At 67.6% G+C, this 25,036-nt stretch carries 24 protein-coding genes; 20 read left to right on the forward strand and 4 right to left on the reverse strand.

Going from position 1 to position 25,036, the window contains the following annotated elements; genetic code table 11:
* Positions 1 to 147: 147 nt before the first annotated feature.
* The 14 genes from trpS (at position 148) to trmB (ending at position 13,251) form a co-directional block, all read left to right on the forward strand.
* Positions 148 to 1,194 carry a tryptophan--tRNA ligase gene (gene trpS, locus ACIPIA_RS00225; RefSeq protein ID WP_400505507.1) on the forward strand — a complete coding sequence of 349 codons (1,047 nt, stop codon included), beginning with the start codon at positions 148 to 150 and terminating at the stop codon, positions 1,192 to 1,194.
* 86 nt (positions 1,195 to 1,280) lie between these two features.
* On the forward strand, positions 1,281 to 1,775 hold the full coding sequence (locus ACIPIA_RS00230) for a universal stress protein (protein ID WP_400505509.1): 495 nt from the start codon (positions 1,281 to 1,283) through the stop codon (positions 1,773 to 1,775).
* A 94-nt stretch (positions 1,776 to 1,869) separates the two neighbouring features.
* Positions 1,870 to 2,430, forward strand: a complete 561-nt coding sequence (locus ACIPIA_RS00235; RefSeq protein ID WP_400505511.1) for a NifU family protein — start codon at positions 1,870 to 1,872, stop codon at positions 2,428 to 2,430.
* A gap of 54 nt (positions 2,431 to 2,484) precedes the next feature.
* Positions 2,485 to 3,168, forward strand: a complete 684-nt coding sequence (tsaB, locus tag ACIPIA_RS00240; RefSeq protein WP_400505513.1) for a tRNA (adenosine(37)-N6)-threonylcarbamoyltransferase complex dimerization subunit type 1 TsaB — start codon at positions 2,485 to 2,487, stop codon at positions 3,166 to 3,168.
* A gap of 74 nt (positions 3,169 to 3,242) precedes the next feature.
* The gene (locus ACIPIA_RS00245; protein WP_400505515.1) at positions 3,243 to 3,716 is read left to right on the forward strand and encodes a GNAT family N-acetyltransferase; all 474 of its coding nucleotides are present in this window, start codon (positions 3,243 to 3,245) and stop codon (positions 3,714 to 3,716) included.
* Between the two features lie 81 nt (positions 3,717 to 3,797).
* The gene (locus ACIPIA_RS00250; protein WP_400505517.1) at positions 3,798 to 4,598 is read left to right on the forward strand and encodes a lysophospholipid acyltransferase family protein; all 801 of its coding nucleotides are present in this window, start codon (positions 3,798 to 3,800) and stop codon (positions 4,596 to 4,598) included.
* Between the two features lie 103 nt (positions 4,599 to 4,701).
* On the forward strand, positions 4,702 to 6,072 hold the full coding sequence (miaB, locus tag ACIPIA_RS00255) for a tRNA (N6-isopentenyl adenosine(37)-C2)-methylthiotransferase MiaB (protein WP_400505518.1): 1,371 nt from the start codon (positions 4,702 to 4,704) through the stop codon (positions 6,070 to 6,072).
* 204 nt (positions 6,073 to 6,276) lie between these two features.
* On the forward strand, positions 6,277 to 7,395 hold the full coding sequence (locus ACIPIA_RS00260) for a PhoH family protein (RefSeq protein ID WP_400505548.1): 1,119 nt from the start codon (positions 6,277 to 6,279) through the stop codon (positions 7,393 to 7,395).
* Positions 7,392 to 7,973, forward strand: a complete 582-nt coding sequence (ybeY, locus tag ACIPIA_RS00265) for an rRNA maturation RNase YbeY (RefSeq protein ID WP_400505520.1) — start codon at positions 7,392 to 7,394, stop codon at positions 7,971 to 7,973. The genes ACIPIA_RS00260 and ybeY overlap by 4 nt, the downstream gene beginning before the upstream one ends.
* A complete protein-coding gene (locus ACIPIA_RS00270) occupies positions 7,970 to 8,959 on the forward strand; it encodes a hemolysin family protein (RefSeq protein ID WP_400505522.1) in 990 nt (329 codons plus the stop codon). Before ybeY ends, ACIPIA_RS00270 begins: the two co-directional genes overlap by 4 nt.
* Complete coding sequence (lnt, locus tag ACIPIA_RS00275; RefSeq protein ID WP_400505524.1) at positions 8,959 to 10,551, forward strand: apolipoprotein N-acyltransferase; 1,593 nt, start codon at positions 8,959 to 8,961, stop codon at positions 10,549 to 10,551. Before ACIPIA_RS00270 ends, lnt begins: the two co-directional genes overlap by 1 nt.
* 125 nt (positions 10,552 to 10,676) lie before the next feature.
* Positions 10,677 to 11,096, forward strand: a complete 420-nt coding sequence (locus ACIPIA_RS00280; protein ID WP_400505526.1) for a helix-turn-helix domain-containing protein — start codon at positions 10,677 to 10,679, stop codon at positions 11,094 to 11,096.
* Positions 11,097 to 11,244: 148 nt separating this feature from the next.
* Complete coding sequence (metK, locus tag ACIPIA_RS00285; protein WP_400505528.1) at positions 11,245 to 12,450, forward strand: methionine adenosyltransferase; 1,206 nt, start codon at positions 11,245 to 11,247, stop codon at positions 12,448 to 12,450.
* A gap of 111 nt (positions 12,451 to 12,561) precedes the next feature.
* Positions 12,562 to 13,251 carry a tRNA (guanine(46)-N(7))-methyltransferase TrmB gene (gene trmB / locus ACIPIA_RS00290; RefSeq protein ID WP_400505529.1) on the forward strand — a complete coding sequence of 230 codons (690 nt, stop codon included), beginning with the start codon at positions 12,562 to 12,564 and terminating at the stop codon, positions 13,249 to 13,251.
* Here the strand turns inward: trmB and ACIPIA_RS00295 are convergent.
* On the reverse strand, positions 13,226 to 14,314 hold the full coding sequence (locus ACIPIA_RS00295; RefSeq protein ID WP_400505531.1) for a DUF2336 domain-containing protein: 1,089 nt from the start codon (positions 14,312 to 14,314) through the stop codon (positions 13,226 to 13,228). The two genes, trmB and ACIPIA_RS00295, sit on opposite strands and share 26 nt — an antisense overlap.
* A 217-nt stretch (positions 14,315 to 14,531) precedes the next feature.
* Between ACIPIA_RS00295 and rimP the strand changes: the two genes are divergently transcribed.
* From rimP to truB, 6 genes are all read left to right on the forward strand, one after another.
* Positions 14,532 to 15,230, forward strand: coding sequence for a ribosome maturation factor RimP (gene rimP / locus ACIPIA_RS00300; protein ID WP_400505533.1), 699 nt, complete (start codon positions 14,532 to 14,534; stop codon positions 15,228 to 15,230).
* Between the two features lie 5 nt (positions 15,231 to 15,235).
* Positions 15,236 to 16,828 (forward strand): transcription termination factor NusA, encoded by a 1,593-nt coding sequence (gene nusA, locus ACIPIA_RS00305; RefSeq protein WP_400505534.1) that lies wholly within the window; start codon positions 15,236 to 15,238, stop codon positions 16,826 to 16,828.
* Positions 16,829 to 16,842: 14 nt separating this feature from the next.
* Positions 16,843 to 17,535: an RNA-binding protein gene (locus ACIPIA_RS00310; protein ID WP_400505536.1), complete on the forward strand. Its 693-nt coding sequence runs from the start codon at positions 16,843 to 16,845 to the stop codon at positions 17,533 to 17,535.
* Positions 17,532 to 20,357, forward strand: a complete 2,826-nt coding sequence (gene infB / locus ACIPIA_RS00315; protein WP_400505538.1) for a translation initiation factor IF-2 — start codon at positions 17,532 to 17,534, stop codon at positions 20,355 to 20,357. The genes ACIPIA_RS00310 and infB overlap by 4 nt, the downstream gene beginning before the upstream one ends.
* A gap of 133 nt (positions 20,358 to 20,490) precedes the next feature.
* Positions 20,491 to 20,934, forward strand: coding sequence for a 30S ribosome-binding factor RbfA (gene rbfA / locus ACIPIA_RS00320; RefSeq protein ID WP_400505540.1), 444 nt, complete (start codon positions 20,491 to 20,493; stop codon positions 20,932 to 20,934).
* Complete coding sequence (gene truB / locus ACIPIA_RS00325) at positions 20,924 to 21,874, forward strand: tRNA pseudouridine(55) synthase TruB (protein ID WP_400505550.1); 951 nt, start codon at positions 20,924 to 20,926, stop codon at positions 21,872 to 21,874. The genes rbfA and truB overlap by 11 nt, the downstream gene beginning before the upstream one ends.
* Positions 21,875 to 21,990: 116 nt before the next feature.
* Here the strand turns inward: truB and hemA are convergent, their stop codons facing one another.
* The 3 genes from hemA to ACIPIA_RS00340 form a co-directional block, all read right to left on the reverse strand.
* The gene (hemA, locus tag ACIPIA_RS00330) at positions 21,991 to 23,202 is read right to left on the reverse strand and encodes a 5-aminolevulinate synthase (protein ID WP_400505542.1); all 1,212 of its coding nucleotides are present in this window, start codon (positions 23,200 to 23,202) and stop codon (positions 21,991 to 21,993) included.
* A gap of 81 nt (positions 23,203 to 23,283) precedes the next feature.
* Positions 23,284 to 24,534, reverse strand: a complete 1,251-nt coding sequence (locus ACIPIA_RS00335) for an allantoate amidohydrolase (RefSeq protein WP_400505544.1) — start codon at positions 24,532 to 24,534, stop codon at positions 23,284 to 23,286.
* Between the two features lie 69 nt (positions 24,535 to 24,603).
* On the reverse strand, positions 24,604 to 25,036 hold a 433-nt coding region (locus ACIPIA_RS00340), incomplete at its 5' end, for an invasion associated locus B family protein (RefSeq protein ID WP_400505546.1).

Here is a 25,036-nt window from a genome sequence, read left to right on the forward strand (position 1 = left end):
CGTTGGCCGGACTCTGCGTCGGCGGGCTCCTTGTCTATGGCGTGGCGGGCTGGCTTCTCGGTGCCTTCGGCGCTCTCCCCTTGCGCAAGCGGCGGGCTTGAGCCAGAAGCGCCGCTTCCCTCCTCCATCGTGACGACGGAGTGCCCCATGTCGGGTTTTCATCAGCGCGTATTCTCAGGCATGCAGCCGACCTCGACGCTGCATCTCGGCAACTATCTCGGCGCGCTGACCAACTGGGTAGCGATGCAGAAGACGCATGAGTGCATCTATTGCGTCGTCGACATGCATGCGATCACGATGTGGCAGGATCCTGCCGACCTGAAGCGGGCCATCCGCGAGGTCACCGCGGCCTATATCGCTGCCGGCGTCGACCCGCAGAAGAGCATCATCTTCAACCAGAGCCAGGTCTCGGGCCATGCCGAGCTTGCCTGGGTGTTCAATTGCGTCGCTCGCCTGGGCTGGCTCAACCGCATGACCCAGTTCAAGGAGAAGGCCGGCAAGGACCGCGAGAATGCCTCGGTGGGCCTGTATGCCTATCCGAACCTGATGGCGGCCGACATCCTGCTCTACAAGGCGACGCATGTGCCGGTCGGCGAGGATCAGAAGCAACATCTCGAGCTGACTCGCGACATCGCCCAGAAGTTCAACAACGACTTCGCGCCGCAGATCGCGGAGCTCGGCCTCGGCACCGGCGAGCTCGGATTCTTTCCGCAGCCGGAACCGATGATCCAAGGCCCGGCGCCGCGCGTGATGAGCCTGCGCGATGGCACCAAGAAGATGTCGAAGTCGGATGCCTCCGATTATTCGCGCATCAACCTGACGGACGATGCCGATGCGATCGCGCAGAAGATCCGCAAGGCGAAGACGGATCCCGAGGCGCTCCCCTCCGAGGAGAAGGGGCTGGAAGGGCGGCCGGAGGCCGAGAACCTCGTCGGCATCTATGCCGGCCTTTCCGGTGTCGCGAAAAGCGACGTGCTGAAGCAGTTCGGCGGCAGCCAGTTCTCGGGCTTCAAGGCGGCGCTGGTCGATCTGGCGGTCGAGAAGCTCGCGCCAATCGCCGGCGAGATGCGCCGCCTGCTGGCGGAGCCGAAGCATATCGACACGATTCTCGGCGATGGAGCGGCCCGTGCCGAAGCCATCGCCGCGCCGATCATGCGCGAGGTCAAGGACATCGTCGGCTTCGTGCGCCGCTGACGAGGGGCGCCGGGACAGGTGGGCTTGCGCCAGGGTGTCGGCGCAGGCCACCATGACCGTCCCTCAAGCGGCGGCAGGACAGTTTCATGGTCAAGAAGCGGCGGTCCTACGAGACCGGCCATCGGCCGAAGTTTCTTGCGGTGGTCGACGACAGCGAGGAGTGCGCCAAGGCGATTCGCTTCGCGGCACGTCGCTGCGCCCGCGTCGGCGCGGCGATCGTCCTGCTCGCCGTCGCTCCGCCGCCCGAGCACGAGACCTGGCTCGGCGTGGGTGACGTGATGCGGGCCGAGGCCGAGGCCGAAGCAGAGAAGCGGCTCGACGCTGCCGCCTCGGCCGTGCGCACGCTGGCTGGCCTCGAGCCCGAACGCATCGTCCGCGTCGGCGACAAGGCCGGGGAGCTGGTCAGGCTGATCGAGGAGGACGAGGACATCTCGCTTCTCGTGCTCGCCGCCGGTACCGGTCGCGAGGGGCCGGGTCCGCTTGTCAGTGCGCTGGCCGGCAAGTCCTCGGCGAGCTTCCCGATCCCCGTCGCCATCGTGCCCGGCCATCTGGAGGACGAGGAGATCGACGCGCTCGCCTGATGCGAGCGCGGCCTTCACGCTGGAATGATTCCGGCGACGCGCCTATATCGAGACCAGGAACGGCGACCTTGAACCGCCGGTACCGGAGGTATCCATGTTTATCCAGACCGAAGCGACGCCGAACCCGGCGACCTTGAAATTCCTGCCCGGGCGAATCGTCATGGGCAATGGCACGCTCGACCTGCGCGGCGCCGACGACGCTGCCCGCTCCCCGCTGGCGCAGCGCCTGTTCGGCGTCTCCGGCGTTTCCGGCGTGTTCCTCGGTTCCGACTTCATCACCGTGACCAAGTCGGACGGGGAATGGCCGCATCTTAAGCCGGCCATTCTCGGCGCGATCATGGAGCATTTCATGTCGGGCGCCCCGGTCCTGGCCGAGAACACCGCAGCGGATATCGAGGATGAAGGCGAGTTCTTCGCCCCGGAAGACGCCGAGACAGTGGACACGATCAAGGATCTGCTCGAAACCCGCATCCGCCCGGCCGTCGCCGGGGATGGCGGGGACATCACCTTCCGCGGCTACAAGGACGGCACGGTCTATCTGGTGATGAAGGGCGCCTGCTCGGGCTGCCCGTCCTCGACGGCGACCCTGAAGCACGGCATCCAGAATCTGCTCCGGCATTTCCTGCCGGAAGTACGCGAGGTCGAGGCGGTTTGAGCTTGCCGAGGAATAAGCACGTGACGGGCCTGGCTTTCGCGGAATGAAGATCTGATGCGCATTCTCGCGATCGACACGGCGCTCGGAGCGTGTTCGGCCTGCGTGTTGGAGGCTGGCGCGCCGGAGCCGCTGGCGCAGGAGCAGCTCGCCATGGACCGGGGTCATGCCGAGGCCCTGATGCCGCTGGTCGAGCGCGTCATGAGCGCGGTCGACGGCGGCTTTTCCTCGCTCGGCCGCGTTGCCGTGACGGTCGGCCCCGGCAGCTATACCGGGCTGCGGGTCGGCGTCAGTGCGGCCCGCGCCATTGCATTCGCGGCCGGCATCCCGGCCGTCGGCGTTACGACCGTGGCGGCCTGCGCCGCCCCGCTGATCGGCCGCGAAAGCGGCCGCGTCATCGCCGCAGCGCTCGACGCCAAGCACGGTCAGGTCTGGTTCCAGGCGCTGACCGCGGAAGGCAAGCCGCTCGTCTCGCTCCGGCAGGTCAGCTATCGCGACGCCGCCCGTGCCATCGGCGCCGGTCCCGTCAGCCTGGTCGGCTCCTCGGCGCTGGCCGTGGCCAACGAAGCCTGGGCCATCGGCCTCGATGCGGTGGTCGTCGATGACGCCAGGGCGCCGGACATCACCTGGGTCGGACGCCTCGGGCTGATCGCCGATCCCGAGACCGCCCCGCCTCGCCCTCTCTACCTGAAGGCGCCGGAGACAACGCCGCAGGACAAAGCGCGCCTGCCGCGTCGGTGAGTTCCTCCTCCAAATGGTGGTTGCCGCTGCGTCAATCCGTGCGAACAAGCGGCATGGATTGGCTACGCAAGCTCATGCACCCTGATTCGGCCCCGGCCCGCACGATGCGGCTCGATGGCGGCCACGCCCGGCAGGTTGCGATCCTGCATCATCAGGGCGGCTTCGCCCGTGGCTGGGAGCCGGCCGAATGCGCCGCCCTGATCGCCGATGCCGGTGTCGCGACCGATGGCGTCTTCGGTAGCGGGAGTCAGCTTGCGGGCTTCGTGATGTCGCGCAAGGCGGCCGACGAAGCGGAGATCCTGAGCATCGTCATCGCGCCGGCCCACCGGCGAGACGGCCTCGGCCGCGCGCTCCTCTCGGCTCATCTGGCCAGGCTCGCGGAAGCCGGCGTCGCACATGTCTTTCTCGAGGTCGAGGAAGGCAATCTCGCTGCGGAGCGGCTGTATCGGCATTTCGGTTTCCGCGAGGTCGGGCGCCGCAAGGGCTATTACCCCAAAGCCGATGGCAGTCGTGCGACGGCGATCGCCATGCGCCTCGATCTCGCGTGACATTGCCCTGCAATCGCGCCATTGACGCTGTTCCGACACGAAGAAGGCACCTGTTCTGCCGATGACCGGATCCGTCCGCGCATGAAAGATCTCCGCGTCGGGGCGCTCTGGCGTCTTGCACTGCTCGTGGGCGGTACGGCCGGGCTTGTCCTGATGCAGCTCGTGGTCATGCGCGTCGCTCCGAAATACCGCGGCGCCTTGCCCCTGCGCTTCCACCGCCTGACCTGCTGGTGCCTCGGCGTGCGCCGCCGCGTCAGGGGCACTCCGCCGCCGCCCGGAACCGGGGCCCTGATCGTTGCCAACCATGTCTCCTGGCTCGATATCGGGGTCATCGGGGCCGAGCGCGAGCTCGCCTTCGTCGCCAAAAGCGAGGTCGGCGAATGGCCGGTGGTCGGTTTCCTCGCCAATCTCCAGCGCACGGTCTACATCGACCGGCAGCGTCGCGGCGCGACCGCAGGCGTGGCCGCGACGATGGGTGCCCGTATTGCCGCGGGCGAGGAGGTCGTGCTCTTCGCCGAGGGGACGACGGGGGACGGCACGCGCATCCTGCCCTTCCGGTCGTCGCTGCTTGGCGCCGCCCACCAGGCGATGGGGGACGCGGCTGCGGACGTCACCGTCTATCCTCTGACCATCACCTATACCGGCTGGCAGGGCTTGCCCGGCGGGCGCATCGAGCGCTCCGCCCTCGCCTGGTACGGGGACACCGAACTCTGGCCGCATCTCAAGCTGATCCTGAACTGCGGGGCGATCGATGCCGAGCTGGCCTGGGGCGTGCCGATCGTGATGGGCCGTGCGATGTCCCGCAAGGAAGCGACCAGGCGGGTCGAAGAGTCGGTGCGGGCAGCGCGCAGCGAGGCCGTGACGGGCCGCCCGACGGCCTGAGCCGGGTTGGCGCGGGGCTTGCGTCCCGGGACGGGAGGTCCGGCCGTTCCCAACGCGCCCGATCCGCAGTAAAGGAAACGTTTTGGAGACCCGATCCGCGACGATGAAGAAAGTCCACATCAAGTCCTTCGGCTGCCAGATGAACGTCTATGACGGGCAGCGCATGGCCGACATCCTGAGCCATCAGGGCTATGAGGAGACGGCGACGCCGGAAGGCGCGGACCTGATTCTGCTCAACACCTGCCATATCCGCGACCGCGCGGTGCAGAAGGTCTATTCCGAACTCGGCAAGCTGCGCGACATCAAGAACGCCCAGAAGGCGGAGGGGCAGGAGACGAAGATCGTCGTCGCCGGCTGCGTCGCGCAGGCCGAAGGCGCCGAAATCCAGCACCGCCAGCCCGCGGTCGATCTCGTGGTCGGGCCGCAGGCCTATCATCGCCTGCCGGAATTGCTCGCCGAGGCGGCCAGGAAGCGCGTCGTCGATACCGACCTCCCGATCGAGGACAAGTTCGGCTTCCTGCCGGCGCCGAAGCCGCAGGTCATCCGCGCGCGCGGCGTGTCGGCCTTCGTCACGGTTCAGGAAGGCTGCGACAAGTTCTGCGCCTTCTGCGTCGTGCCCTATACGCGCGGCGCCGAGTTCTCGCGCCCGGTCGCCCAGGTCCTCGCCGAGGTCGAGCGGCTGGCCGAGGCCGGCGTGCGCGACGTCACCCTGATCGGGCAGAACGTCAACGCCTACCATGGCGAGGGGCCGGATGGCGCAGTCTGGGGCCTGGCGCGGCTGATGCGCCGCGTCGCGGAGGTGCCGGGCATCGCACGCATCCGCTACACCACCAGCCATCCGCGCGACATGGACGACGATCTCATCGCCGCCCACCGCGACCTGCCGCAGGCGATGCCCTTCCTGCACCTGCCGGTGCAGGCGGGCTCGGACCGCATGCTTGCCGCGATGAACCGCAAGCATACCGGCGACGAATATCGCCGCCTGATCGAACGCATCCGCAGCGCGCGTCCCGATATCGCGCTGTCGTCGGACTTCATTGTCGGCTTTCCCGGCGAGACCGATGCCGATTTCGAGGATACGATCCGACTGGTCGACGAAATCGGCTTCGCTTCCAGCTACTCGTTCAAGTATTCGCAGCGTCCCGGCACCCCGGCGGCCGAGCTCGACGCGCAGGTTCCGCGCGAGGTGATGGATGAGCGACTCTACCGCCTTCAGGAGCGCATCGAGCATCACCGCCAGGCCTTCAACGCCGCCATGGTCGGTCGAACTGTGGATGTCCTGCTGGAACGGGCCGGCCGCCACCCCGGCCAGCTTGCCGGAAAGTCACCCTATCTGCAGGCTGTCCAGATCGAGGGCGGGACGAATCAGATCGGCGATATCGTGCAGGTGACGATCGATCGGATCAGTACCAACTCGTTGTTCGGCCAGATGGTCGAGGCTGGGCAGACGGCTGGAAAGGACATGGCCGCTTGAGCGTGCTGCGGTTCGTGCCCATCTCCTTCTGGAACGGTTTCGCCTGTCATCAGGCTGAGATTGTTGCGTTCGGTTATGCTGCGAGACGACCCGGCCGGACGCTCCTGCCCGGCGGGAACGGGCGCAAGGGCCCGCTCTAGGGAGACGACGCATTTGGCACAGGCTGATTCGACGAACCGACCCGACAGGACCCCGCGGCGAGACCTGCCGCCCGCCCGCGCCGAAGGTGCTGCGCGTGACGGGCTGTCGGCGACCGAGGTCGTGCTGTCCTTCGAGGACAACCGCCTCGCCAGTCTCGTCTTCGGCCAGTACGACCAGAACCTCGCCCATCTCGAGCGGAGGCTCGGCGTCGTGGTCAATCCGAATGGCAATCACGTCACGGTGAAGGGGCCGCGCGAGACGGCGGAGCAGGCCGGGCGCGTCCTCAAGACGCTCTATGCCCGGGCCAAGGCAGGCGCTTCCGTGACCCTTGGAGAGGTCGATGGGGCCATCGAGGAGAGCAACACCCAGCGCTCGCTCTTCCCGGCGGCCGATGTCGGCAAAGCCTCCTTCGACGCCGTCGTCACCCGCAAGCGCGGTCCGGTCAGGGCGCGCAACGCGGCGCAGGACGCCTATCTGCGCCAGCTCAAGCGGCATGAGCTGGTGCTCGCCGAAGGTCCGGCCGGCACCGGCAAGACCTGGCTCGCGGTCGGGCATGCCGTCTCGCTGATCGAGCAGGGCGTGGTCGAGCGCATGATCCTTTCGCGCCCGGCAGTGGAGGCGGGCGAGCGGCTCGGCTTCCTGCCCGGCGACATGCGCGAGAAGGTCGACCCCTATCTCCGGCCGATCTACGACGCTCTCAACGACTTCATGGAGGCGCGCCATGTCGAGCGCGGCCTGCAGACCGGCATGATCGAGATCGCGCCGCTCGCCTTCATGCGCGGCCGCACGCTGAGCAACGCGGTGGTGCTGCTCGACGAGGCGCAGAACGCCACCTCGATGCAGATGAAGATGTTCCTCACCCGTCTGGGCGAGGGCTCGCGCATGATCATCACCGGCGATCCCTCCCAGATCGACCTGCCGCCGGGACAGCGTTCCGGCCTGGTCGAGGCGGTGAAGCTGCTCAAGGATGTCGACGGCGTCGGCTATGCGCGTTTCGAGGAGGGCGATGTCGTCCGGCATGAACTGGTGCGACGCATCGTCATGGCTTATGAGACGGCGTCGCGCCGAGAGCGCGAGGAGCGGGAGGAGCGTTTGCGCAATCCCGAATTGCCCGGCGATTCGCATCGCGAGGGCGACAGTGAAGGACTGAAGCGGATGTTGGCGCGGGAGCGACCGCGATGAACGATCGACCTCCGGGGCGGCGCTCTGCGCCGCGACCCGAGAAGGCACCCCTCGATCTCGATCTGAGGGCACAATCACGACGCTGGCAGGCGCTCGGCAATCTCGCCGGCCTGCGGGCGCTGATCGACGAAGCACTTGCCGCCGGCCTCGATGTGGCGCCGCGCAAGCCCATGGCTGGCGCCGAACTCAGCATGCTGCTGACCGACGACAGGCGGATCCGCATCGTCAACCGCGACTGGCGCGGCTTCGACAAGGCGACGAACGTGCTGTCATTCCCGGCGGCGCCGCCGGAGCGCATCGCCGGCAGCCCGTTGCTCGGCGATATCGTCATCGCGTTCGAGACCGTCGAACGCGAGGCTCGGGCCGAAAGCAAGGACATCGCCGACCACCTGCGCCACCTGGTCATCCATGGCCTGCTGCATCTTCTCGGCGAGGACCATGAGACCGAGGCCGAAGCGCGCCGCATGGAGGCGCTAGAGGTCGAGGCGCTCGCCAGCCTCGGCATTGCCGATCCCTATGCCGACGGAGAGCTCATCGCCCCGCCGGTTCCTTCTTCCGTACAGCCCCCGCAGCCATGAGCGACGACAGTCGACAATCCCAAATCGAAACCAATGGCCGTGGCTTCGGCCATTGGCTCAGCCAGTTCCTGGAGCGCCTGGGCCTGCGTGCCGGCGGCACCGCACGCGAGGAGATCGTAGAGGCCCTGGCGGAGGAGAACGGCGAGCTCGCCGACATATCCGCACAGGAACGGGCGATGCTCAGCAACGTGCTGAGCCTGCGCGAGCGGCGTGTCAGCGACGTCATGATCCCGCGCGCCGACATCGTCGCCGTGCCGGCGGATGCGACGCTCGACGAGCTCCTTGCGCATTTTCGGACGGCCGGCCATTCGCGCCTGCCCGTCTTCGACGACACGCTCGACGATCCCCGCGGCATGGTCCACATCCGCGACTTCCTCGAGTACATCGCCGAGAAGGCGCGGCCCGCCGGAGAGACCCCGCCGGAAGAGGGAGGCAAGCTGGCCATCCCGCACGATCTCGCGGCTGTCGACCTGTCGACGCCGCTCTCGGCGACGGCATTGCTGCGGCCTGTGCTTTACGTGCCGCCATCGATGCCGGCCGTCGACCTGCTGGTCCGCATGCAGGCGACGCGCACCCACATCGCGCTGGTCATCGACGAGTATGGCGGTACCGACGGGCTCGTCTCGATCGAGGACCTGATCGAGATCGTCGTCGGCGACATCGAGGACGAGCATGATCTCGAGGAAACGCCGATCGCGCCGGCTGGCGAGAACAGTTTCACGGCCGATGCCCGCGCGACGCTCGAGGAGCTCAAGGCAGCGACCGGTGTCGACCTCTCCCGGAACGAGGTGGCCGATGACATCGACACGCTCGGCGGGCTGATCGTGACCTTGGCCGGCCGCGTTCCGGCGCAGGGCGAGATCGTCGAGGGCCCCGAGGGGCTAAGCTTCGAGATACTCGAATCCGACCAGCGCCGCGTGAAGCGGCTGACGATCCATCGACGCGATCAGACCGCCACCGAAGAAACGGCGATGGAACCGGGTTGATGCGCCTGTCGGCTCTCGCGGAATCCGTCATCCTGTCCTGGGGATGGCGGAAGCGGTTCATCGCCCTTCTCGCGGGGGCCAGCGGCGCCCTCGCCTTGCCGCCGCTCGATCTCTGGCCAGTCATCATCGTTCCGATGACGGTCGCGATCTGGCTCCTCGATGGAGCGGTCGGCACCGGCATGGCGGCCCGGTTCCGGTCGGGTTTCGCCGCCGGCTGGTGGTGGGGCTTCGGCTTCTTTCTTGCCGGGCTGTGGTGGCTCGGCGCTGCCTTCCTTGTCGAGGCGGACAAGTTCGCATGGGCGATGCCGCTCGGGGTTGTCGCCCTGCCGGCCTTTCTTGCGTTTTTTCCGGCCCTCGCGTTCGGCTGCGCCCGGCTGTTCTGGCCTGCAGGGGCCCAGCGCATCCTCGTGTTTGCCGTTGCCCTGGCTGCGAGCGAATGGCTGCGCGGCCATGTCCTGACGGGGTTCCCGTGGAACGTCTATGGCATGATGCTGGCCGGCGAGATCCGTTTCGCCCAGTTCGCCTCGCTTGCGGGCCTGTACGGTCTGACCTTGCTCGCTGTCGCGATCGGCGCGGCGCCCGCCGTCATCGGCACGGCCAAGACATCCGCCGGGCGCTGGGCGGCCCCGTCGATCGCGCTGGTGGGCCTGGCGGCACTGTTCGGCTACGGCGTCTGGCGCCTCCCTCCCGGCCCGTCGCCCGTCGTGGCCGGGGTCAAGCTCAGGCTGATGCAGCCGAACCTGCCACAGGATGCCAAGTTCAACGGGCGCAACGGCGAGGCCATCCTCAACCAATACCTCGCCCTGAGCGATCGGGCGACCAGCCCGACGACGCCGGGCCTGCAGAACGTCACGCATCTGATCTGGCCGGAATCCGCCTTTCCCTTCCTGCTCGGCCGGACGCCCGGAGCACTCTCGCGCATCGCTGCCGTGCTCCCGCCCGACGTAACCCTGATCACCGGTGCGGCCCGGGCCGGTGAAATGCTGCCGGGCGAGGGCCGGCCCCCGATCTACAATGCCATCCAGGTCGTGAACGACGAAGGCGTCATCGTCGCCAGCTACGACAAGGTGCACCTCGTGCCCTTCGGCGAGTATCTGCCTCCTTTCCTGGATACGCTGATCCGCCGCGTCGGCCTCTCGGAATTCGTTGCGATTCCCGGAGGTTTCACAGCGGGATCGAGCCGCGTCCCACTGGCGGTCAAGGGGTTGCCGACGGCCGCGCCGCTGATCTGCTACGAGGCCGTCTTCCCCGGCGAGGTCGCACCCCGCGGCCCGCGCGCGGGCTATTTCCTGAACCTCACCAATGACGGCTGGTTCGGCCAGACCAGCGGCCCCTACCAGCATTTCGCCCAGGCCCGCCTGCGCAGCATCGAGGAAGGCCTGCCGCTGGTGCGCGTCGCCAATACCGGCATCTCGGCAGTCGTCGATGCCTATGGCCGCACGGTCGCGAGCCTGCCGCTGGGGGTTGAAGGCGTGCTGGACGCGTCGCTCCCGCGCAGTGGTCCCGAGACGCTCTACGGGCGCGTCGGCGATGCTCTGCTTGCGGGCATGATGCTCATATTTTTAGCGATTTCTTGCCTGCGTCGGCGCTGATCATCCCATTTGGGACAAATTTTGTGGTAATGAGTGGACCGTTCTAGGAGCCTATAATACACACGGTGCCGCGCCGACCAGGATGGCGCTCCTGGTCATGACAACTGACGTAGAGCAGGATACTCATGATCAAGAAGGTCCCCAACCCGATCGACAAGCATGTCGGGAGCCGCGTCCGTATGCGCCGGATGCTTGCTGGTATCAGCCAGGAAAAGCTCGGTGACGCGCTGGGGCTGACGTTCCAGCAGGTGCAGAAATACGAGAAGGGCTCGAACCGCATCAGCGCGAGCCGCCTGCAGCAGATCGCCAAGATGCTGGATGTGCCGGTGTCGTTCTTTTTTGACGGCGCGCCGAGCGGGGATGTTCCGGCGGGGGGCTTCGCCGACTCCGCGGCGACCACCTACATTTCCGATTTTCTGGCGACCAGCGAGGGCGTGCAGCTTACCAAGGCGTTCACCCGCATCAAAAGCGGCCGCGTCCGCCGCCGGATTATCGATCTGGTCGAGGCGCTTGCGGAGGAAGATGGCGAAAGAGCGCCGGTTTAAGTCTTTTTCGTTCGGTTTGACGAACGAGCTTCCCGATAAACGAATTTATCGCTTGACGGCGAACGCGTCCGCTGTAAAGACGTAGCGCTTGCCGGGCTGGTGCGATGCGCCGGCCTTTTCCATGTGCTGATTCAGGGATCCCGCGACCGTGTCACGCCAGAATTATCTGTTCACCAGCGAGTCCGTCTCCGAGGGACATCCCGACAAGGTCTGCGACCGTATCTCCGACGAAATCGTCGATCTGTTCTTCAAGGAAGCAACCAAGGCCGGTTACGAGCCATCCAAGGTGCGTGTCGCTGCCGAGACGCTGGCGACGACCAATCGCGTCGTCATCGCCGGCGAGGTCCGCACTCATCTCGACGAGAAGCAGATCAAGTCGAAGGTGAAGTCGGCCGCCCGCAAGGCGATCCGCAACATCGGCTACGAGCAGGACGGCTTCCACTGGAAGAAGTGCAAGATCGATGTCCTGCTGCACCCGCAGTCGGCCGACATCGCCCAGGGCGTGGACGAGTCCGGCAACAAGGATGTCGGCGCCGGCGACCAGGGCATCATGTTCGGCTATGCCAGCCGTGAGACGCCCGAACTGCTCCCCGCCCCGATCTACTATGCCCACAAGATCCTCGAGACGCTGACGCTCGCCCGCAAGAAGGGCGAGGGCGACGCCGCCAAGCTCGGCCCCGACGCCAAGAGCCAGGTCACCGTGAAGTACGAGAACGGCAAGCCGGTCGGCGTGACGCAGATCGTGCTCTCGACCCAGCATCTCGACGAGAAGCTGAGCTCCGAGGATGTCCGCAAGATCGTCGAGCCCTATATCCGTGAGGCTCTGCCCGAAGGCTGGATCTCCAAGGACACCGTCTGGCACATCAACCCGACCGGCAAGTTCGTGATCGGTGGCCCGGATGGCGACGCCGGCCTGACCGGGCGCAAGATCATCGTCGACACCTATGGCGGCGCGGCTCCGCACGGTGGCGGTGCCTTCTCGGGCAAGGACCCGACCAAGGTCGACCGTTCGGCCGCCTATGCGGCGCGCTACCTCGCCAAGAACGTCGTCGCGGCCAAGCTCGCCGACCGCGCCACGATCCAGCTCTCCTACGCCATCGGCGTGGCCAAGCCGCTTTCGATCTATGTCGACCTGCATGGCACCGGCAAGGTCGACGAGGCCAAGCTGGAGGACGTGCTCGGCAAGATTGTCGATCTCTCGCCCAACGGCATCCGCACCCATCTCGGCCTGAACAAGCCGATCTACGCCAAGACGGCCGCTTACGGCCATTTCGGCCGCAAGGCGGGCCGGGACGGCTCCTTCTCCTGGGAGAAGACCGATCTCGTGGACGCGCTGAAGAAGGCCGTCGCCTGAGCGACCCGGGATACGAGCAATGATGGAACCGGGGCGCGAGCCCCGGTTTTTTGTTGGGGCTGTGGCATGCCGAGGCTTGATGTCGGCGCCGCGAACAGCCAAGGCGAGGCCATGAGCGAGCACGACAACGACCGCGCCTTCTACGGCCGCCGCAAGGGCAAGGCGCTGCGCGACGGCCAGAGCAACCTGATCGAGCACACGTTGCCGCGGCTGCGGCTGCCGGAAGGCGAGATCGTAGATCTCAAGGCGCTCTTCCCGCAGCCGGTCGAAGCCGTCCGGCTCGAAATCGGTTTCGGCGGCGGCGAGCACCTGCTGATGCGCATGCGCGAAAGCCCACAGATCGGCTTCATCGGCGTCGAACCCTTCATCAACGGCATGGCCAAGTTCCTGGCCGTGGCCGAGCGCGAGGGGCTGACGAATATTCGCGTCTGGGACGACGATGCCGCTCTGCTGCTGCCGCGCCTGGCGGCCGGCAGCCTCGATGCCATCGACCTGCTCTACCCGGATCCCTGGCCGAAGCGCCGCCAGCGCAAACGCCGCTTCGTCTCGGAGCATACGCTGGCGCTGTTCGCCCGCGCGCTTCGCCCGGGCGGGCGCTTCCGCTTCGCCAGCGATATCGACGACTATATCGGCTGGACGTTGTCGCGCCTGCTGGCCTCGGCCGATTTCGACTGGGGGGACGAGCGTCCGGACGACTGGCGCACGCCGTATCCCGGCTGGATCCGTACCCGATACGAGGCCAAGGCCGTCAGGGAAGGCCGCATCTCCAGCTATCTTACGGCTTGGCGTCGCGCATCCTGAGGAACCCGAGCACGCGCTGCGCCGTGCTTTGCGCCAGATCGCGGAAGCGTTCGCGGGCGCGATCGAGCGCGGCTTGCGACTTTCCCTGATCCTTGCGCAGCGAAATCAGTGAAGCCGTCGTTTCCCACGACCAGCCCAGGCCGCGTGCGACGATCAGTATGGCTTCGCGATCGCTGCCGAGCAGCGCCTGCTCGCTCGCCGGCAGGCTGAGCTGCGCCAGCACCGCGATGGCGCAGATGCTGTGCTCGGTGGCACCCTCGCGGGCGAAGCTGCGCAGCTTCGCCTCGTCGAGCTGCCCGGCGTCGTTCAATTCCCGGATCTGGACGAGGGCGGCACCGATCGCGCCGAGCTCGCTCGGCATCCGGCCGCTGGCCGCGATCGCATCCGCGCCCCGTTCGACGGCGCCGTCGAGCTCGCCTGCCAGGGCGGGCTCGAGGCTTTCGCTCAGGCGGCGGCGGGCGGAATTCTTGGCAGCCGCCATGAGCTGGCCCACCAGCTCCGCCGGAATATCGCTGCGCAGGCCGAGCGTGGCCTGCAACGCATCGTCCTGGGCGGCCCGCATCACGAGGACGCCCATGCCATGGCGCGAGAACCGTGCGCTCTGATTGGCCGCGACCGCGTGGGTGACGACGCGTCCGCCGCGCAGGATCAGGAAGTCGGTGACCGGTTCGCCGAGATCGGGCCTCTCGGTGATAGCGAGCATATGATCGCGGCCCTTCGCGGCCGATACGGCGACAAGGTCCTGGTCGCTCAGGCGGGGCGAACGCACCAGGACCGGGCGCGCCACGGCGATCTCGTCGAGCGCGAGCTGGCGCACGATGCCGACCGGAGCATTGGGCACCGGTGCGATCCGCTCGGAAAGCTCGATGCGGGCGCGCAGCTCGATTGCCCGGGAGAGGCGTCCGATGACGGCGTCGAAGACGCCGACCTGCTCCTCGCGCATATCCCCGGCGGTAGCGAGGAAAAGGTCGGTCAGGCGCGAAAGCATGTCGGCGCGCTCGTCGCTGGAACCGCGCGCCATCGTCGTTTCGAGATCCCGCAGCAGCGTTGCGACCGCACTCATACCCTGTCCTCGGACCTGTCCCGGCTGCGAGAGTGCCAGCCAAGGATGACCATCGGGTTAGCGCAATTGCAGCAGAACTTGCATATCCACGCGATGCGGACTAAATAGCGGCGCAACAGCTCTGGTATCGGTTAACGCCGATGATCAAGAGCGGGCCGGCCGGCCCGCTCTTTTTTATTGGCCGCAACCCGCCGGAGGCAGACGGGACGGTCCGGCCATGAACGAACCCAGCGATCCGAAAGCAGTATCCGATCAGGAAGCGCGCCTCGTCGTCGAGAGCGGCGTCGCTGCGCGCGTCGCCACGATCATCGAGCCGGCGATCGCCGATCTCGGCTACCGGCTGGTGCGCGTGCGCGTGACGGCGCAGAACGGATGCACCCTGCAGATCATGGCCGAGCGGCCGGACGGCTCGATGACCGTCGAGGGCTGCGAAGAGATCAGCCAGGCGATCTCGCCGGTGCTCGACGTCGATGATCCCATCCAGGCGGCGTATCATCTCGAGATCTCGTCGCCGGGCATCGACCGCCCGCTGGTGCGGGCGAGCGATTTCGAGCGCTGGGCCGGCCATCTGACCAAGATCGACACGAGCGAGCCGGTTGCCGGCCGCAAGCGCTTTCGCGGCATCCTGCGCGGCGCTGCCGGCCAGGACGCGCTGCTGACGCGGGACGACGCCAAGAGCGAGGAAGAGCGCGATGTCGCCATTCCGATGCGGCTGATCGCCGAAGCGCGCCTTGTCCTCACGGATGCGCTCGTCACGGAATCGCTGCGACGCGGCAAGTCCGGCCTGCCGCCGGAAATGCCCGCCGCCGATGAGGTCGCAGGCCCGAAGAAGGGCCGAGGGAAATCGCTGGGACCGCGCCCGGGCACGAAAGCCCGTGGACCGGCTCCGCACGAAGACAATAACGAAGAGGAGTGAGCGTCATGGTCGTCAGCGCCAACAGGCTCGAACTGCTGCAGATCGCCGACGCGGTCGCCCGTGAGAAGTCGATCGATCGCCAGATCGTCGTCGATGCCATGCAGGACGCCATCGCCAAGGCCGCCCGCTCGCGCTACGGCGTGGAGACCGACGTCCATGCCGAGATCAACACCAAGACCGGTGAGCTGCGCCTGGCGCGCCACCTGCAGGTCGTGGAGCACGTCGAGAACCCCGCGGTCGAGATCACCGTCGAGGAAGCCAAGCGCCACAACCCGGCCGCCCAGGTCGGCGACGTCATCGCCGATCCGCTGCCGCCCTTCGATTTCGGCCGCATTGCCGCCCAGTCGGCGAAGCAAGTCATCGTCCAGAAGGTGCGCGAGGCCGAGCGCGACCGCCAGTATGACGAGTACAAGGATCGCATCGGCGAGATCGTCAACGGCGCGGTCAAGCGCGTCGAATACGGCAACGTCTTCGTCGATCTGGGCCGTGGCGAAGCCATCATCCGCCGCGACGAGATGATTCCGCGCGAGACCTTCAAGGTCGGCGATCGCGCCCGCGCCTATGTCTACGACGTCCGCCGCGAGCCCCGCGGCCCGCAGATCTTCCTGTCCCGCACCCATCCGCAGTTCATGGCCAAGCTCTTCGGCCAGGAAGTGCCGGAAATCTACGACGGCATCGTCGAGGTGAAGGCCGTGGCCCGTGATCCGGGCTCGCGCGCCAAGATCGCCGTGATCAGCCGCGATTCCTCGATCGACCCGGTCGGCGCCTGCGTCGGTATGCGTGGTTCGCGCGTCCAGGCCGTCGTCGGCGAATTGCAGGGCGAGAAGATCGACATCATCCCGTGGTCGCCGGACGTTGCGACCTTCGTCGTCAACGCGCTGCAGCCTGCCGAGGTCGCCAAGGTCGTGCTCGACGAGGAAGCGGACAAGATCGAGGTGGTGGTCCCGGACGAGCAGCTCTCGCTCGCGATCGGCCGTCGCGGCCAGAATGTACGCCTCGCCTCGCAGCTCACCGGCTGGGATATCGACATCCTGACCGAGCAGGAGGAGTCGGAGCGCCGTCAGAAGGAGTTCCTGCAGCGCACCGAGATCTTCATGAACGCGCTGAACGTCGATGAGACGGTCGGCCAGCTGCTGGCCTCCGAGGGCTTCCGCAATGTCGAGGAGCTCGCCTATGTCGACCTCGCCGAGCTCGCCTCGATCGAAGGCTTCGACGAGGACACCGCCGGCGAGATCCAGAGCCGAGCTCAGGAGCACCTTGCCGCCGTCGAGGCGGAGCTGGACGAGAAGCGCCGCGCACTCGGTGTCGAGGACGCCTTGCGCGAGGTCGAGGGCATCACCACTTCCATGATGGTCGCGCTCGGCGAGAACGACGTGAAGACCGTCGAAGACCTGGCTGGCTGCGCGACTGACGATCTGGTCGGCTGGACCGAGCGCAAGGATGGCGAATCGACCCGGCACGCAGGCTATCTCGACGGTTTCGATCTCTCGCGTCAGGATGCCGAGGCCATCATCATGGCAGCGCGTATCCACGCTGGCTGGGTCGAGGCGCCCGTCGCCGAGCCTGAAGCGGAAGCCGACGAGGCGGCCGAGGCCTGAGCGGAGCTCTCGCGGTGAAGGCGGCGGCGCAGAAGGAAGGCTCTGAGCGTAGCTGCGTCGTCACGCGCGCCGTGAAGGCGCCCGACGACCTGATCCGCTTCGTAGCAGGGCCGGACGGCGTGCTCGTGCCGGATCTGCGGCGCAAGTTGCCCGGGCGCGGAGTCTGGGCCAGTCTCAGCCGCAGGACGGTGGCTGAGGCGATCAAGCGCAAGGCCTTCGAGCGTTCGCTCAAGGCGAAGGTCGCGGTTCCGGCGGATTTGCCGGATATGGTCGACGCGCTGATGTATCGCGACGCGCTGCAGGCGCTGGCGATGGCCAACAAGGCCGGTCTCGTCACCGCCGGCTTCGCCAAGGTCGAGGCGCAGATCGAATCCGGTCGTTGCCTCGCGGTCATCGCTGCCAGCGATGGGGCCGAGGACGGCAAGCGCAAGATCGGCCAGGCCGCACGCCGTTGGGCGGCGGCTCGCGAGGCCGAGGGGCTCAAGCCCCGTGAACTGCCTGTCGTCGCGATTTTCGCGGCGGCGGATTTGGAATTGGCGTTGGGGCGCGCACATGTGATACATGCCGCGCTTGCTCCGGGACCAGCGGCTGAGGGTGTCCTCTCGCGCTGGCGTCGGCTCGTCCGGTATCGGACGGACGATACCGCCGCATCCGACCCGAACGATATTGAAGACACGACCGAACCGGCAGGACCGAACGCGGAATGACCGATACCAAAAACCCGGGCGACAAGACTCTGACCGTCAACTCGCCCAAGACCCTGTCGCTGAAGCGGCCTGTCGAGCAGAGCACTGTTCGCCAGAGCTTCTCGCATGGGCGTTCGAAGCAGGTCGTCGTCGAGGTCAAGCGCCGCGCCGCCGGCCATGATGTCAAGGAACCGGTCGCGCCGCGGGCCCCGCAGGCTCCTGCGCCGCAGGCGGCTCCGCCGCGGCCTGCCGCTCCGGCCCCGCAGGCGCCTCAGCGCCCGGCCGGCGGCATGCTTCTGCGCACCCTCTCCGACGAGGAGAAGGACGCCCGCCAGCGCGCGCTCGCCGAAGCGCGCAGCACCGAGGCCGAGGCGCGCCGCATCGCCGAGGAGGAGGCCCGCCAGCGCGCCGCCGTTGCCGAGCGCGAGCGTCAGGAGCGCGAAGCCGCCGCTGCCCGTCAGCGTCAGGAAGAGGATCGCCGCCGTCAGGAGGACGAGCAGAAGCGCCGCGCCGAGAGCGTCGTGCGCCAGCGCGAAGAGCATGCGCCCCGCCCGGCCGCTCCCCCGGCTGCGCCGCGCGAGCCCGCCCCCCAGGCTGCCGCGCCGGCACCGCAGCCGACCCAGTATTACGGCCGCCCGGCTCCGTCCGGCCCGCGCGAGTTCACCTCGCGCCCGCCGATGCGCGACACCGGCGCTCGTCCGCCGCGTCTGGACTCGCGCCCGCCGCGTTCCGACTCGCCGCGTCCGCCGCGCCTGGATTCGTCCGCGCCTGCGGAGCCGGCCGTTGCACGCCCGGCCCGTCAAGCTCCCTCGAGCGGTGCCCCGCGCAATCGTTCGGATGACGTCGACGTCAAGGCGGCGTTCCGTCGTCCCGGCCTCGCCGGGGCAGGCCGCGGTCCCGCTCCGGCGGCCCCCAAGACGCCGAAGACCAGCAACGACAAGCCGCGCGGCCGCCTCACGCTGGCCACCGCCACCGGCGGCGATGACGAGCGGACACGGTCGGTCGCCTCCTTCCGTCGCCGTGTGCAGCGCATGACCGGCCATCGCGCTTCGGATGTGCAGAAAGAGCGCGTGATGCGCGAGGTGATCATCCCCGAGACGATCACCATCCAGGAACTCGCGAACCGCATGACGGAGCGCGGCGTCGACGTCATCCGCCTGCTGATGAAGCAGGGCGCGATGCACAAGATCACCGATGTGATCGATGCCGACACCGCCCAGCTCATCGCCGAGGAAATGGGTCACACCGTCAAGCGTGTTGCCGAGTCCGACGTCGAGGAAGGCCTGTTCGATACGCCGGACACCGACGAGACCCTGGCGTCCCGCCCGGCGGTCGTGACCATCATGGGCCATGTCGACCACGGCAAGACCTCGCTGCTCGACGCGATCCGCAAGACCAAGGTCGTGACCGGCGAAGCCGGCGGCATCACCCAGCATATCGGCGCCTATCAGGTGACGACGCCGCTCGGCAGCCAGGTGACCTTCATCGACACGCCCGGCCACGCCGCCTTCACGGCGATGCGCGCCCGCGGCGCCAAGGTGACGGACGTCGTCGTGTTGGTCGTCGCGGCCGATGACGGCGTCATGCCGCAGACGGCCGAGGCGATCCATCACGCCAAGGCGGCCGGCGTTCCGCTGATCGTCGCGATCAACAAGGTCGACAAGGCCGACGCCAACCCGGATCGGGTGCGCGCCGAGCTGCTGCAGTACGAGATCCAGGTCGAGTCGCTGGGCGGCGAGACGCTCGAGGTCGAGGTTTCCGCGAAGACCGGCCACAATCTCGACAAGCTGCTGGAAGCGATCGCGCTGCAGGCCGAGGTTCTCGATCTCAAGGCCAATCCCGATCGTGCCGCCGAAGGCACGGTCATCGAGGCCAAGCTCGATCGTGGCCGTGGCCCGGTCGCGACCGTGCTCGTCCAGCGCGGCACGCTGCGCACCGGTGACATCGTCGTGGCTGGTGCCGAATGGGGCCGCGTCCGCGCTCTCATCGCCGATACCGGCGCGCAGGTGAAGGAGGCTCCGCCCTCCATGCCCGTCGAGGTGCTCGGCTTCAACGGCACGCCCGAGGCCGGCGACCGCGTCGCGGTTGTCGAGTCGGAAGCACGTGCCCGCGAGATCACCGAGTATCGCGAGCGTCAGCGCCGCGACCGTCAGGCTGCGCGTGGCGCGGCCTCGGGCGCTGGCCGTTCGCTCGCCGAGATGATGCGCGAGCTCAAGGAAGGCGCCGGCCGCAAGGAGTTCCCGCTCGTCGTCAAGGGCGACGTGCAGGGTTCCGTCGAGGCCATCGTCGGCGCGCTCGAGAAGGTCGGCAACGACGAGGTTCGCGCCCGCGTGCTCTCGTCGGGCGTCGGTGCCATCACCGAGTCGGACGTCACCCTCGCCCAGGCTTCGGGCGCGGTCGTGGTCGGCTTCAACGTGCGCGCCCACAAGGAAGCGCGCGAGGCGGCCGACCGGGCCGGCGTCGAGATCCGCTACTACAACATCATCTACAACCTCATGGATGACGTTAAGGATGCGATGTCGGGCCTCCTGGCGCCGACCCTGCGCGAGACCATGCTGGGCAACGCGACGATCCTCGAGATCTTCAACGTCTCGAAGGTCGGCAAGATCGCCGGCTGCCGCGTCACCGACGGCACCATCGAGCGCGGCGCGAATGTCCGCCTGATCCGCGACAACGTCGTGGTTCACGAGGGCAAGCTCGGCCAGCTCAAGCGCTTCAAGGACGATGCCAAGGAAGTCGTGGCCGGCCAGGAATGCGGCATGGCCTTCGAGAGCTACCAGGACATGCGCGTCGGCGACGTGATCGAGTGCTATCGCGTCGAGGAGATCAAGCGCAGCCTGTGAGACCGGGGCAGCCTGCACGGGCTTGACCCGGACAGGCCATCCCTGTTTATCCGCGCTTTCATCGATGGCCGGGCCTCGTGCCCGGCCAATGACGTTAACCCGTCATCCGGTCCGATCCCGGAGAACGAGAACCATGGCCAAACCTGCGAAACCTTCCGGTCCGTCCCAACGGCAGCTGCGCGTCGGCGAGCTGATCCGCCACGCCATCGCCGACATGCTCGCGCGCGGGGACATTCACGACGATGTGCTGGCGAAGCATGTCGTCACCGTGCCCGAGGTGCGCCTATCGCCCGATCTCAAGCTCGCGACGGCCTACATCATGCCGCTTGGCGGGCAGGACGTGAAGCCGGTGCTCAAGGCACTGGAGGCCAACAAGCGCTATATCCGCGGCGAGATCGCCCATCGGGTGAATCTCAAATACGCGCCGGACATCCGCTTCCGTGCCGATGAGAGCTTCGCGGAAGCGGAGCGCATCGACGCACTGCTCGACACCGAGGCCGTGCGCCGCGATACCCAGGTCCAGCGCCTGAAGATCGACCAAGACCAAGAAGACGACGACCGTGACCATGACCACTGAGAGCAATCCCGAAGCCGCCCGCAGCGCGGAGGGCGCCGCTCCGGCGCCGCGCCCGAAGAAGCGTGACGTCCATGGCTGGGTCGTGCTGGACAAGCCGGTCGGCATGACGTCGACCCACGCCGTCGCCGTGGTGAAGCGCGCCTTCTCGGCCCGCAAGGCCGGCCATGCCGGCACGCTCGATCCGCTGGCGTCCGGCCTGCTGCCGATCGCGCTCGGCGAGGCGACCAAGACCGTCCCCTTCGTGATGGACGGCCGCAAGGCCTATCAGTTCACCGTCGCCTGGGGCACGCAGACCAACACGGACGACACCGAGGGCAGCGTCATCGCGACCTCCGACAAACGCCCGGACGAGGCTGCCATCGCGGCCCTGCTGCCGCGCTTCACCGGCACGATCCTGCAGACCCCGCCCAAGTTCTCGGCGATCAAGATCGCCGGCGAGCGGGCCTACGACCTTGCCCGCGACGGCGAGGAGGTCGAACTCGAGGCCAGGCCGGTCGAGATCGACGCGCTGTCGATCGTCAGCCATGACGGCGCGACCACGACCTTCGAGGCGGAATGCGGCAAGGGCACCTATGTCCGCGCCATCGCGCGCGATCTCGGCCTCGCGCTGGGCTGCCTCGGCCATGTCGCGCATCTGCGGCGGACCCGCGTCGGGCCCTTCGCGGTGACCGAGGCCGCCAGCGTCGAGACGTTGCGGGAGAGCCCGGAAAGCGCCTTGGCCGCCCTGCAGCCGGTCAAGGCGGCGCTGACGCTGATCCCGGAGATCGTGATCCACCGTGATGCCGCAGCCCGCCTCAAGCGCGGCCAGAGCGCCCTGCTGCGCGGCGCCGGAGCACCGATCGAGCTGGAAGCCGCCTATGCTACCTGCGGCGGCACGCTGGTCTCGACCGGCTCGGTGCAGAACGGCGAGTTCGTCCCGCACCGGGTCTTCAATCTTTGAAACCATAGCGCGTCATACTCGGGCTTGACCCGAGCATCTCGTCCGCGAGAAGGCACCCGCTCTTTCTTGTCTGGAGATTCTCGGGTCAAGCCCGAGAATGACGCCCCTGGCGCGGCTCAAGCCGCCCGCTTCAGCCCGTCCCGCGCCCAGATCGTACCAAGCGCCGCGACCAGCCGGTCGATATCGGCGTCGGTATGGAAGGGCGAGGGGGTGATCCGCAGCCGCTCCGTGCCGCGGGGCACGGTCGGGTAGTTGATCGGCTGGACATAGATGTCGAAGCGCGCCAGCAACTCGTCGCTGATCGCCTTGCAGGCTTTCGCCTCGCCGACCATCACCGGCACGATATGGCTGGGGTTGGGCAGGTGCGGGATGCCGGCGGCGTCGAGCTTGCCGCGCAGCACGGCGACGCGGTCCTGCTGGCGCTCCCGCTCGACGGAGCTTTCCTTGAGATGCCGGATCGCCGCAATCGCGCCGGCTGCCACGGCAGGCGGCAGCGAGCTCGAGAAGATGAAGCCGGAGGCGAAGCTGCGGATGAAGTCGCAGAGGGCAGCCGAGCCGGTGATGTAGCCGCCGATCACGCCGAAGGATTTCGCCAGCGTCCCCTGGATCAGGGTGACCCGGTCGGTGAGGCCATCGCGCTCGGAAATGCCGCCGCCACGCGCGCCATAGAGCCCGACGGCATGGACCTCATCGAGATAGGTCATCGCGCCGTACTCATCGGCGATGTCGCAGAACTCCCGGACCGGTGCGATGTCGCCATCCATCGAATAGACCGACTCGAAGGCGATCAGCTTCGGCCTGTTGGGATCGAGCGCCGCCAGCTTGCGGCGCAGGTCGACGGGGTCGTTGTGGGCGAAGATGTGCTTCTCGGCGCGCGAGTGCCGGATGCCCTCGATCATCGAGGCGTGGTTGAGCGCGTCCGTCAGGACGATGCAGCCGGGAAGCATGGCGGCGAGCGTCGAGAGCGACGCCCAGTTCGACATGTAGCCGGAGTTGAACAGCAGCGCCGCTTCCTTGCCGTGCAGGTCGGCGAGCTCGCGCTCCAGCAGGACGTGGTAGTGGTTGGTGCCGCCGATATTGCGCGTGCCGCCGGCTCCGGCGCCGCTGCCATCGAGCGCTTCATGCATCGCGGCGAGAACCTTCGGGTGCTGGCCCATGCCGAGATAGTCGTTCGAGCACCAGACGGTAACCTCGCGCGGGCCGCCCTCGCCATGATAGGTCGCGAGGGGAAACCGGCCGGCCTGGCGTTCCAGATCAGCGAAGACGCGATAGCGGCCTTCGCTGCGCAATCCGTCCAGTTCCCGGCGGAAGAAGTTCTCAAAATCCATGGCGAGCCTCCTGCGGCGCGCCTCTCCTAGGCCTTTCTGGCCTTCTTCGGAATGGTGCGCGGTGTCGCGGCTGGAATTGTTCTACTTTGCGCGCCCGGCGAGTTCCAGAATCGTTTCGAGCAGCACCTTGATCGCGATGCCGGCATCGGCCTCGGTCATGTTTTCCAGCGGCGAGTGGCTGATGCCCTTTTCGTTGCGCACAAACAGCATGGCGGCCGGAGCGATCGCAGCCATCACCATGGCGTCGTGTCCGGCGCCCGAGGGCAGCCGGCGTCCGGCGATGTTGCTGCCGGCCCGCGCGATGCCGGCGGCGAAGGCGTCCTGCAGCCGCGGATCCATCGGCACGGCCTCGGCCTTGGCGTAGGGCACGATTTCCAGGCCAACGCCGCGACGCGCGGCGATCTCGGCGAAGCGGCTGCGGATCGCGGCCTCCATGGCTGCGAGCGTCGCGTTCTTCGGCGCGCGATAATCGATGGTGAACTCGGCCGCACCGGGAACGACATTGGTCGCGCCGGGATTGGGCCGGAGCACGCCGACGGTGCCGACGGCGAGCTCATGGCCGGCGGCGATCTGCTCCAGCGCCAGCGCCATCTCGGCGGCGGCCGTCAATGCGTCCTTGCGCAGTGCCATCGGCACGGTGCCGGCATGGCCCGCCTCGCCGGTGACACGCACGCGGGCCCGGCTCTGGGCGTTGATGGCCGTGACGATGCCGACCGGTTCGTTCTCGGCCTCCAGCACCGGGCCCTGCTCGATATGGACTTCGAGATAGGCCTGGATGGAGCCCGGCTTGCGGGCGAGCGCGGCGATGCCTTCGGGGTTGCCGCCGAAGGCGACGAGAGCCTCGCCGAGCTTTATGCCGTCGCTGTCGCGCGCCTCCAGCCATGACGCATCATAGGCGCCGGCCAATGCCTCCGAGGTCGAGAGATGCGTGGGAAAGCGGACATTCTCCTCGTCGCCGAAGGCGACGACTTCGAGCGGAAACGGCAGGCTGATCCCGGCATCGCGCAGGGCCTGCGCCGCGAGGATGCCGGCGACGACGCCGAGATTGCCGTCGAAGCGCCCGCCATCCTTCACCGTGTCGATATGCGAGCCGATCACGACCGCCGGCGCGCCGGGCACCGTGCCCTCGCGTCGACCCTGCACCGAGCCGGCGGCATCGATGAAGGCGGAGAGCCCCGCCACCTCCATCGCGCCCTTGACCCACTCCGCCGCCTGCCGGTGCGCCGGCGAGAGATAGAGCCGGGTCAGCTTGCCGAGTTCGTCGCTGAAGCGGTTGAGGCCAGCAAGCGCGGCAAAGGCGCGGGCACCGAGGACGGCGGCGGAAGGAAGCATCTGCGTCATGTCGCGACGTTAGTGCAGGATGCGAAAAACTGGGAACCGGTTTTTCGCAAAGCGCCTGTTCTAGCTCTGCGTCGCGCCGGCGTTGCAGCGCTGCATCATGCGCGACGCCGCCGTGACCCCTGCAAGCGAGAAGGTGTAGGTCGTGACGTTGCCGCGGGCGGAGCGGGCTTCCAGTGTCATGCTGCTGCCGCCGCGCATGGCCGCGAGCAGGGCCGGCTCGCGCTCGAGCCGCTCCAGCCAGGCATTGTTGCCTTCGGTCAGCATGCGGAAGCTGTCGTCGCCGATCGTCACCGTGACGACCGAGTTCTTGGCGAAGTCATAGCCGGTCTGGAAGCTCGATTCGGTATCGCTGCGGCTATCGCCCGTCTGAACGAAGAAGAACACCTCGCCATGGCGGAGGCCTGAAGGTTCCTCTGTCGATGGCTTGCTGATGATGAAGCAACGCTGCGTATCACCCTGGTCGTAGGTGGCAGCGCTCCAGTCGCTGAACTGG

This window comes from Allobosea sp. CER48, from assembly GCF_044752385.1.
Taxonomy (GTDB): Bacteria; Pseudomonadota; Alphaproteobacteria; order Rhizobiales; family Beijerinckiaceae; genus Allobosea.

Bases quoted from the DNA above. Each gene is read 5' to 3' on its own strand.
- nusA (WP_400505534.1), top strand. From the start codon at position 15,236: ATGGTCGTCAGCGCCAACAGGCTCGAACTGCTGCAGATCGCCGACGCG.
- rimP (WP_400505533.1), top strand. From the start codon at position 14,532: ATGAACGAACCCAGCGATCCGAAAGCAGTATCCGATCAGGAAGCGCGC.
- trmB (WP_400505529.1), top strand. From the start codon at position 12,562: ATGAGCGAGCACGACAACGACCGCGCCTTCTACGGCCGCCGCAAGGGC.
- infB (WP_400505538.1), top strand. From the start codon at position 17,532: ATGACCGATACCAAAAACCCGGGCGACAAGACTCTGACCGTCAACTCG.
- ACIPIA_RS00250 (WP_400505517.1), top strand. From the start codon at position 3,798: ATGAAAGATCTCCGCGTCGGGGCGCTCTGGCGTCTTGCACTGCTCGTG.
- truB (WP_400505550.1), top strand. From the start codon at position 20,924: ATGACCACTGAGAGCAATCCCGAAGCCGCCCGCAGCGCGGAGGGCGCC.
- ybeY (WP_400505520.1), top strand. From the start codon at position 7,392: ATGAACGATCGACCTCCGGGGCGGCGCTCTGCGCCGCGACCCGAGAAG.
- hemA (WP_400505542.1), bottom strand. From the start codon at position 23,202: ATGGATTTTGAGAACTTCTTCCGCCGGGAACTGGACGGATTGCGCAGC.
- ACIPIA_RS00235 (WP_400505511.1), top strand. From the start codon at position 1,870: ATGTTTATCCAGACCGAAGCGACGCCGAACCCGGCGACCTTGAAATTC.
- ACIPIA_RS00295 (WP_400505531.1), bottom strand. From the start codon at position 14,314: ATGAGTGCGGTCGCAACGCTGCTGCGGGATCTCGAAACGACGATGGCG.
- ACIPIA_RS00280 (WP_400505526.1), top strand. From the start codon at position 10,677: ATGATCAAGAAGGTCCCCAACCCGATCGACAAGCATGTCGGGAGCCGC.
- trpS (WP_400505507.1), top strand. From the start codon at position 148: ATGTCGGGTTTTCATCAGCGCGTATTCTCAGGCATGCAGCCGACCTCG.
- ACIPIA_RS00245 (WP_400505515.1), top strand. From the start codon at position 3,243: ATGCACCCTGATTCGGCCCCGGCCCGCACGATGCGGCTCGATGGCGGC.
- ACIPIA_RS00335 (WP_400505544.1), bottom strand. From the start codon at position 24,534: ATGCTTCCTTCCGCCGCCGTCCTCGGTGCCCGCGCCTTTGCCGCGCTT.
- lnt (WP_400505524.1), top strand. From the start codon at position 8,959: ATGCGCCTGTCGGCTCTCGCGGAATCCGTCATCCTGTCCTGGGGATGG.
- rbfA (WP_400505540.1), top strand. From the start codon at position 20,491: ATGGCCAAACCTGCGAAACCTTCCGGTCCGTCCCAACGGCAGCTGCGC.
- miaB (WP_400505518.1), top strand. From the start codon at position 4,702: ATGAAGAAAGTCCACATCAAGTCCTTCGGCTGCCAGATGAACGTCTAT.
- ACIPIA_RS00270 (WP_400505522.1), top strand. From the start codon at position 7,970: ATGAGCGACGACAGTCGACAATCCCAAATCGAAACCAATGGCCGTGGC.
- ACIPIA_RS00230 (WP_400505509.1), top strand. From the start codon at position 1,281: ATGGTCAAGAAGCGGCGGTCCTACGAGACCGGCCATCGGCCGAAGTTT.
- tsaB (WP_400505513.1), top strand. From the start codon at position 2,485: ATGCGCATTCTCGCGATCGACACGGCGCTCGGAGCGTGTTCGGCCTGC.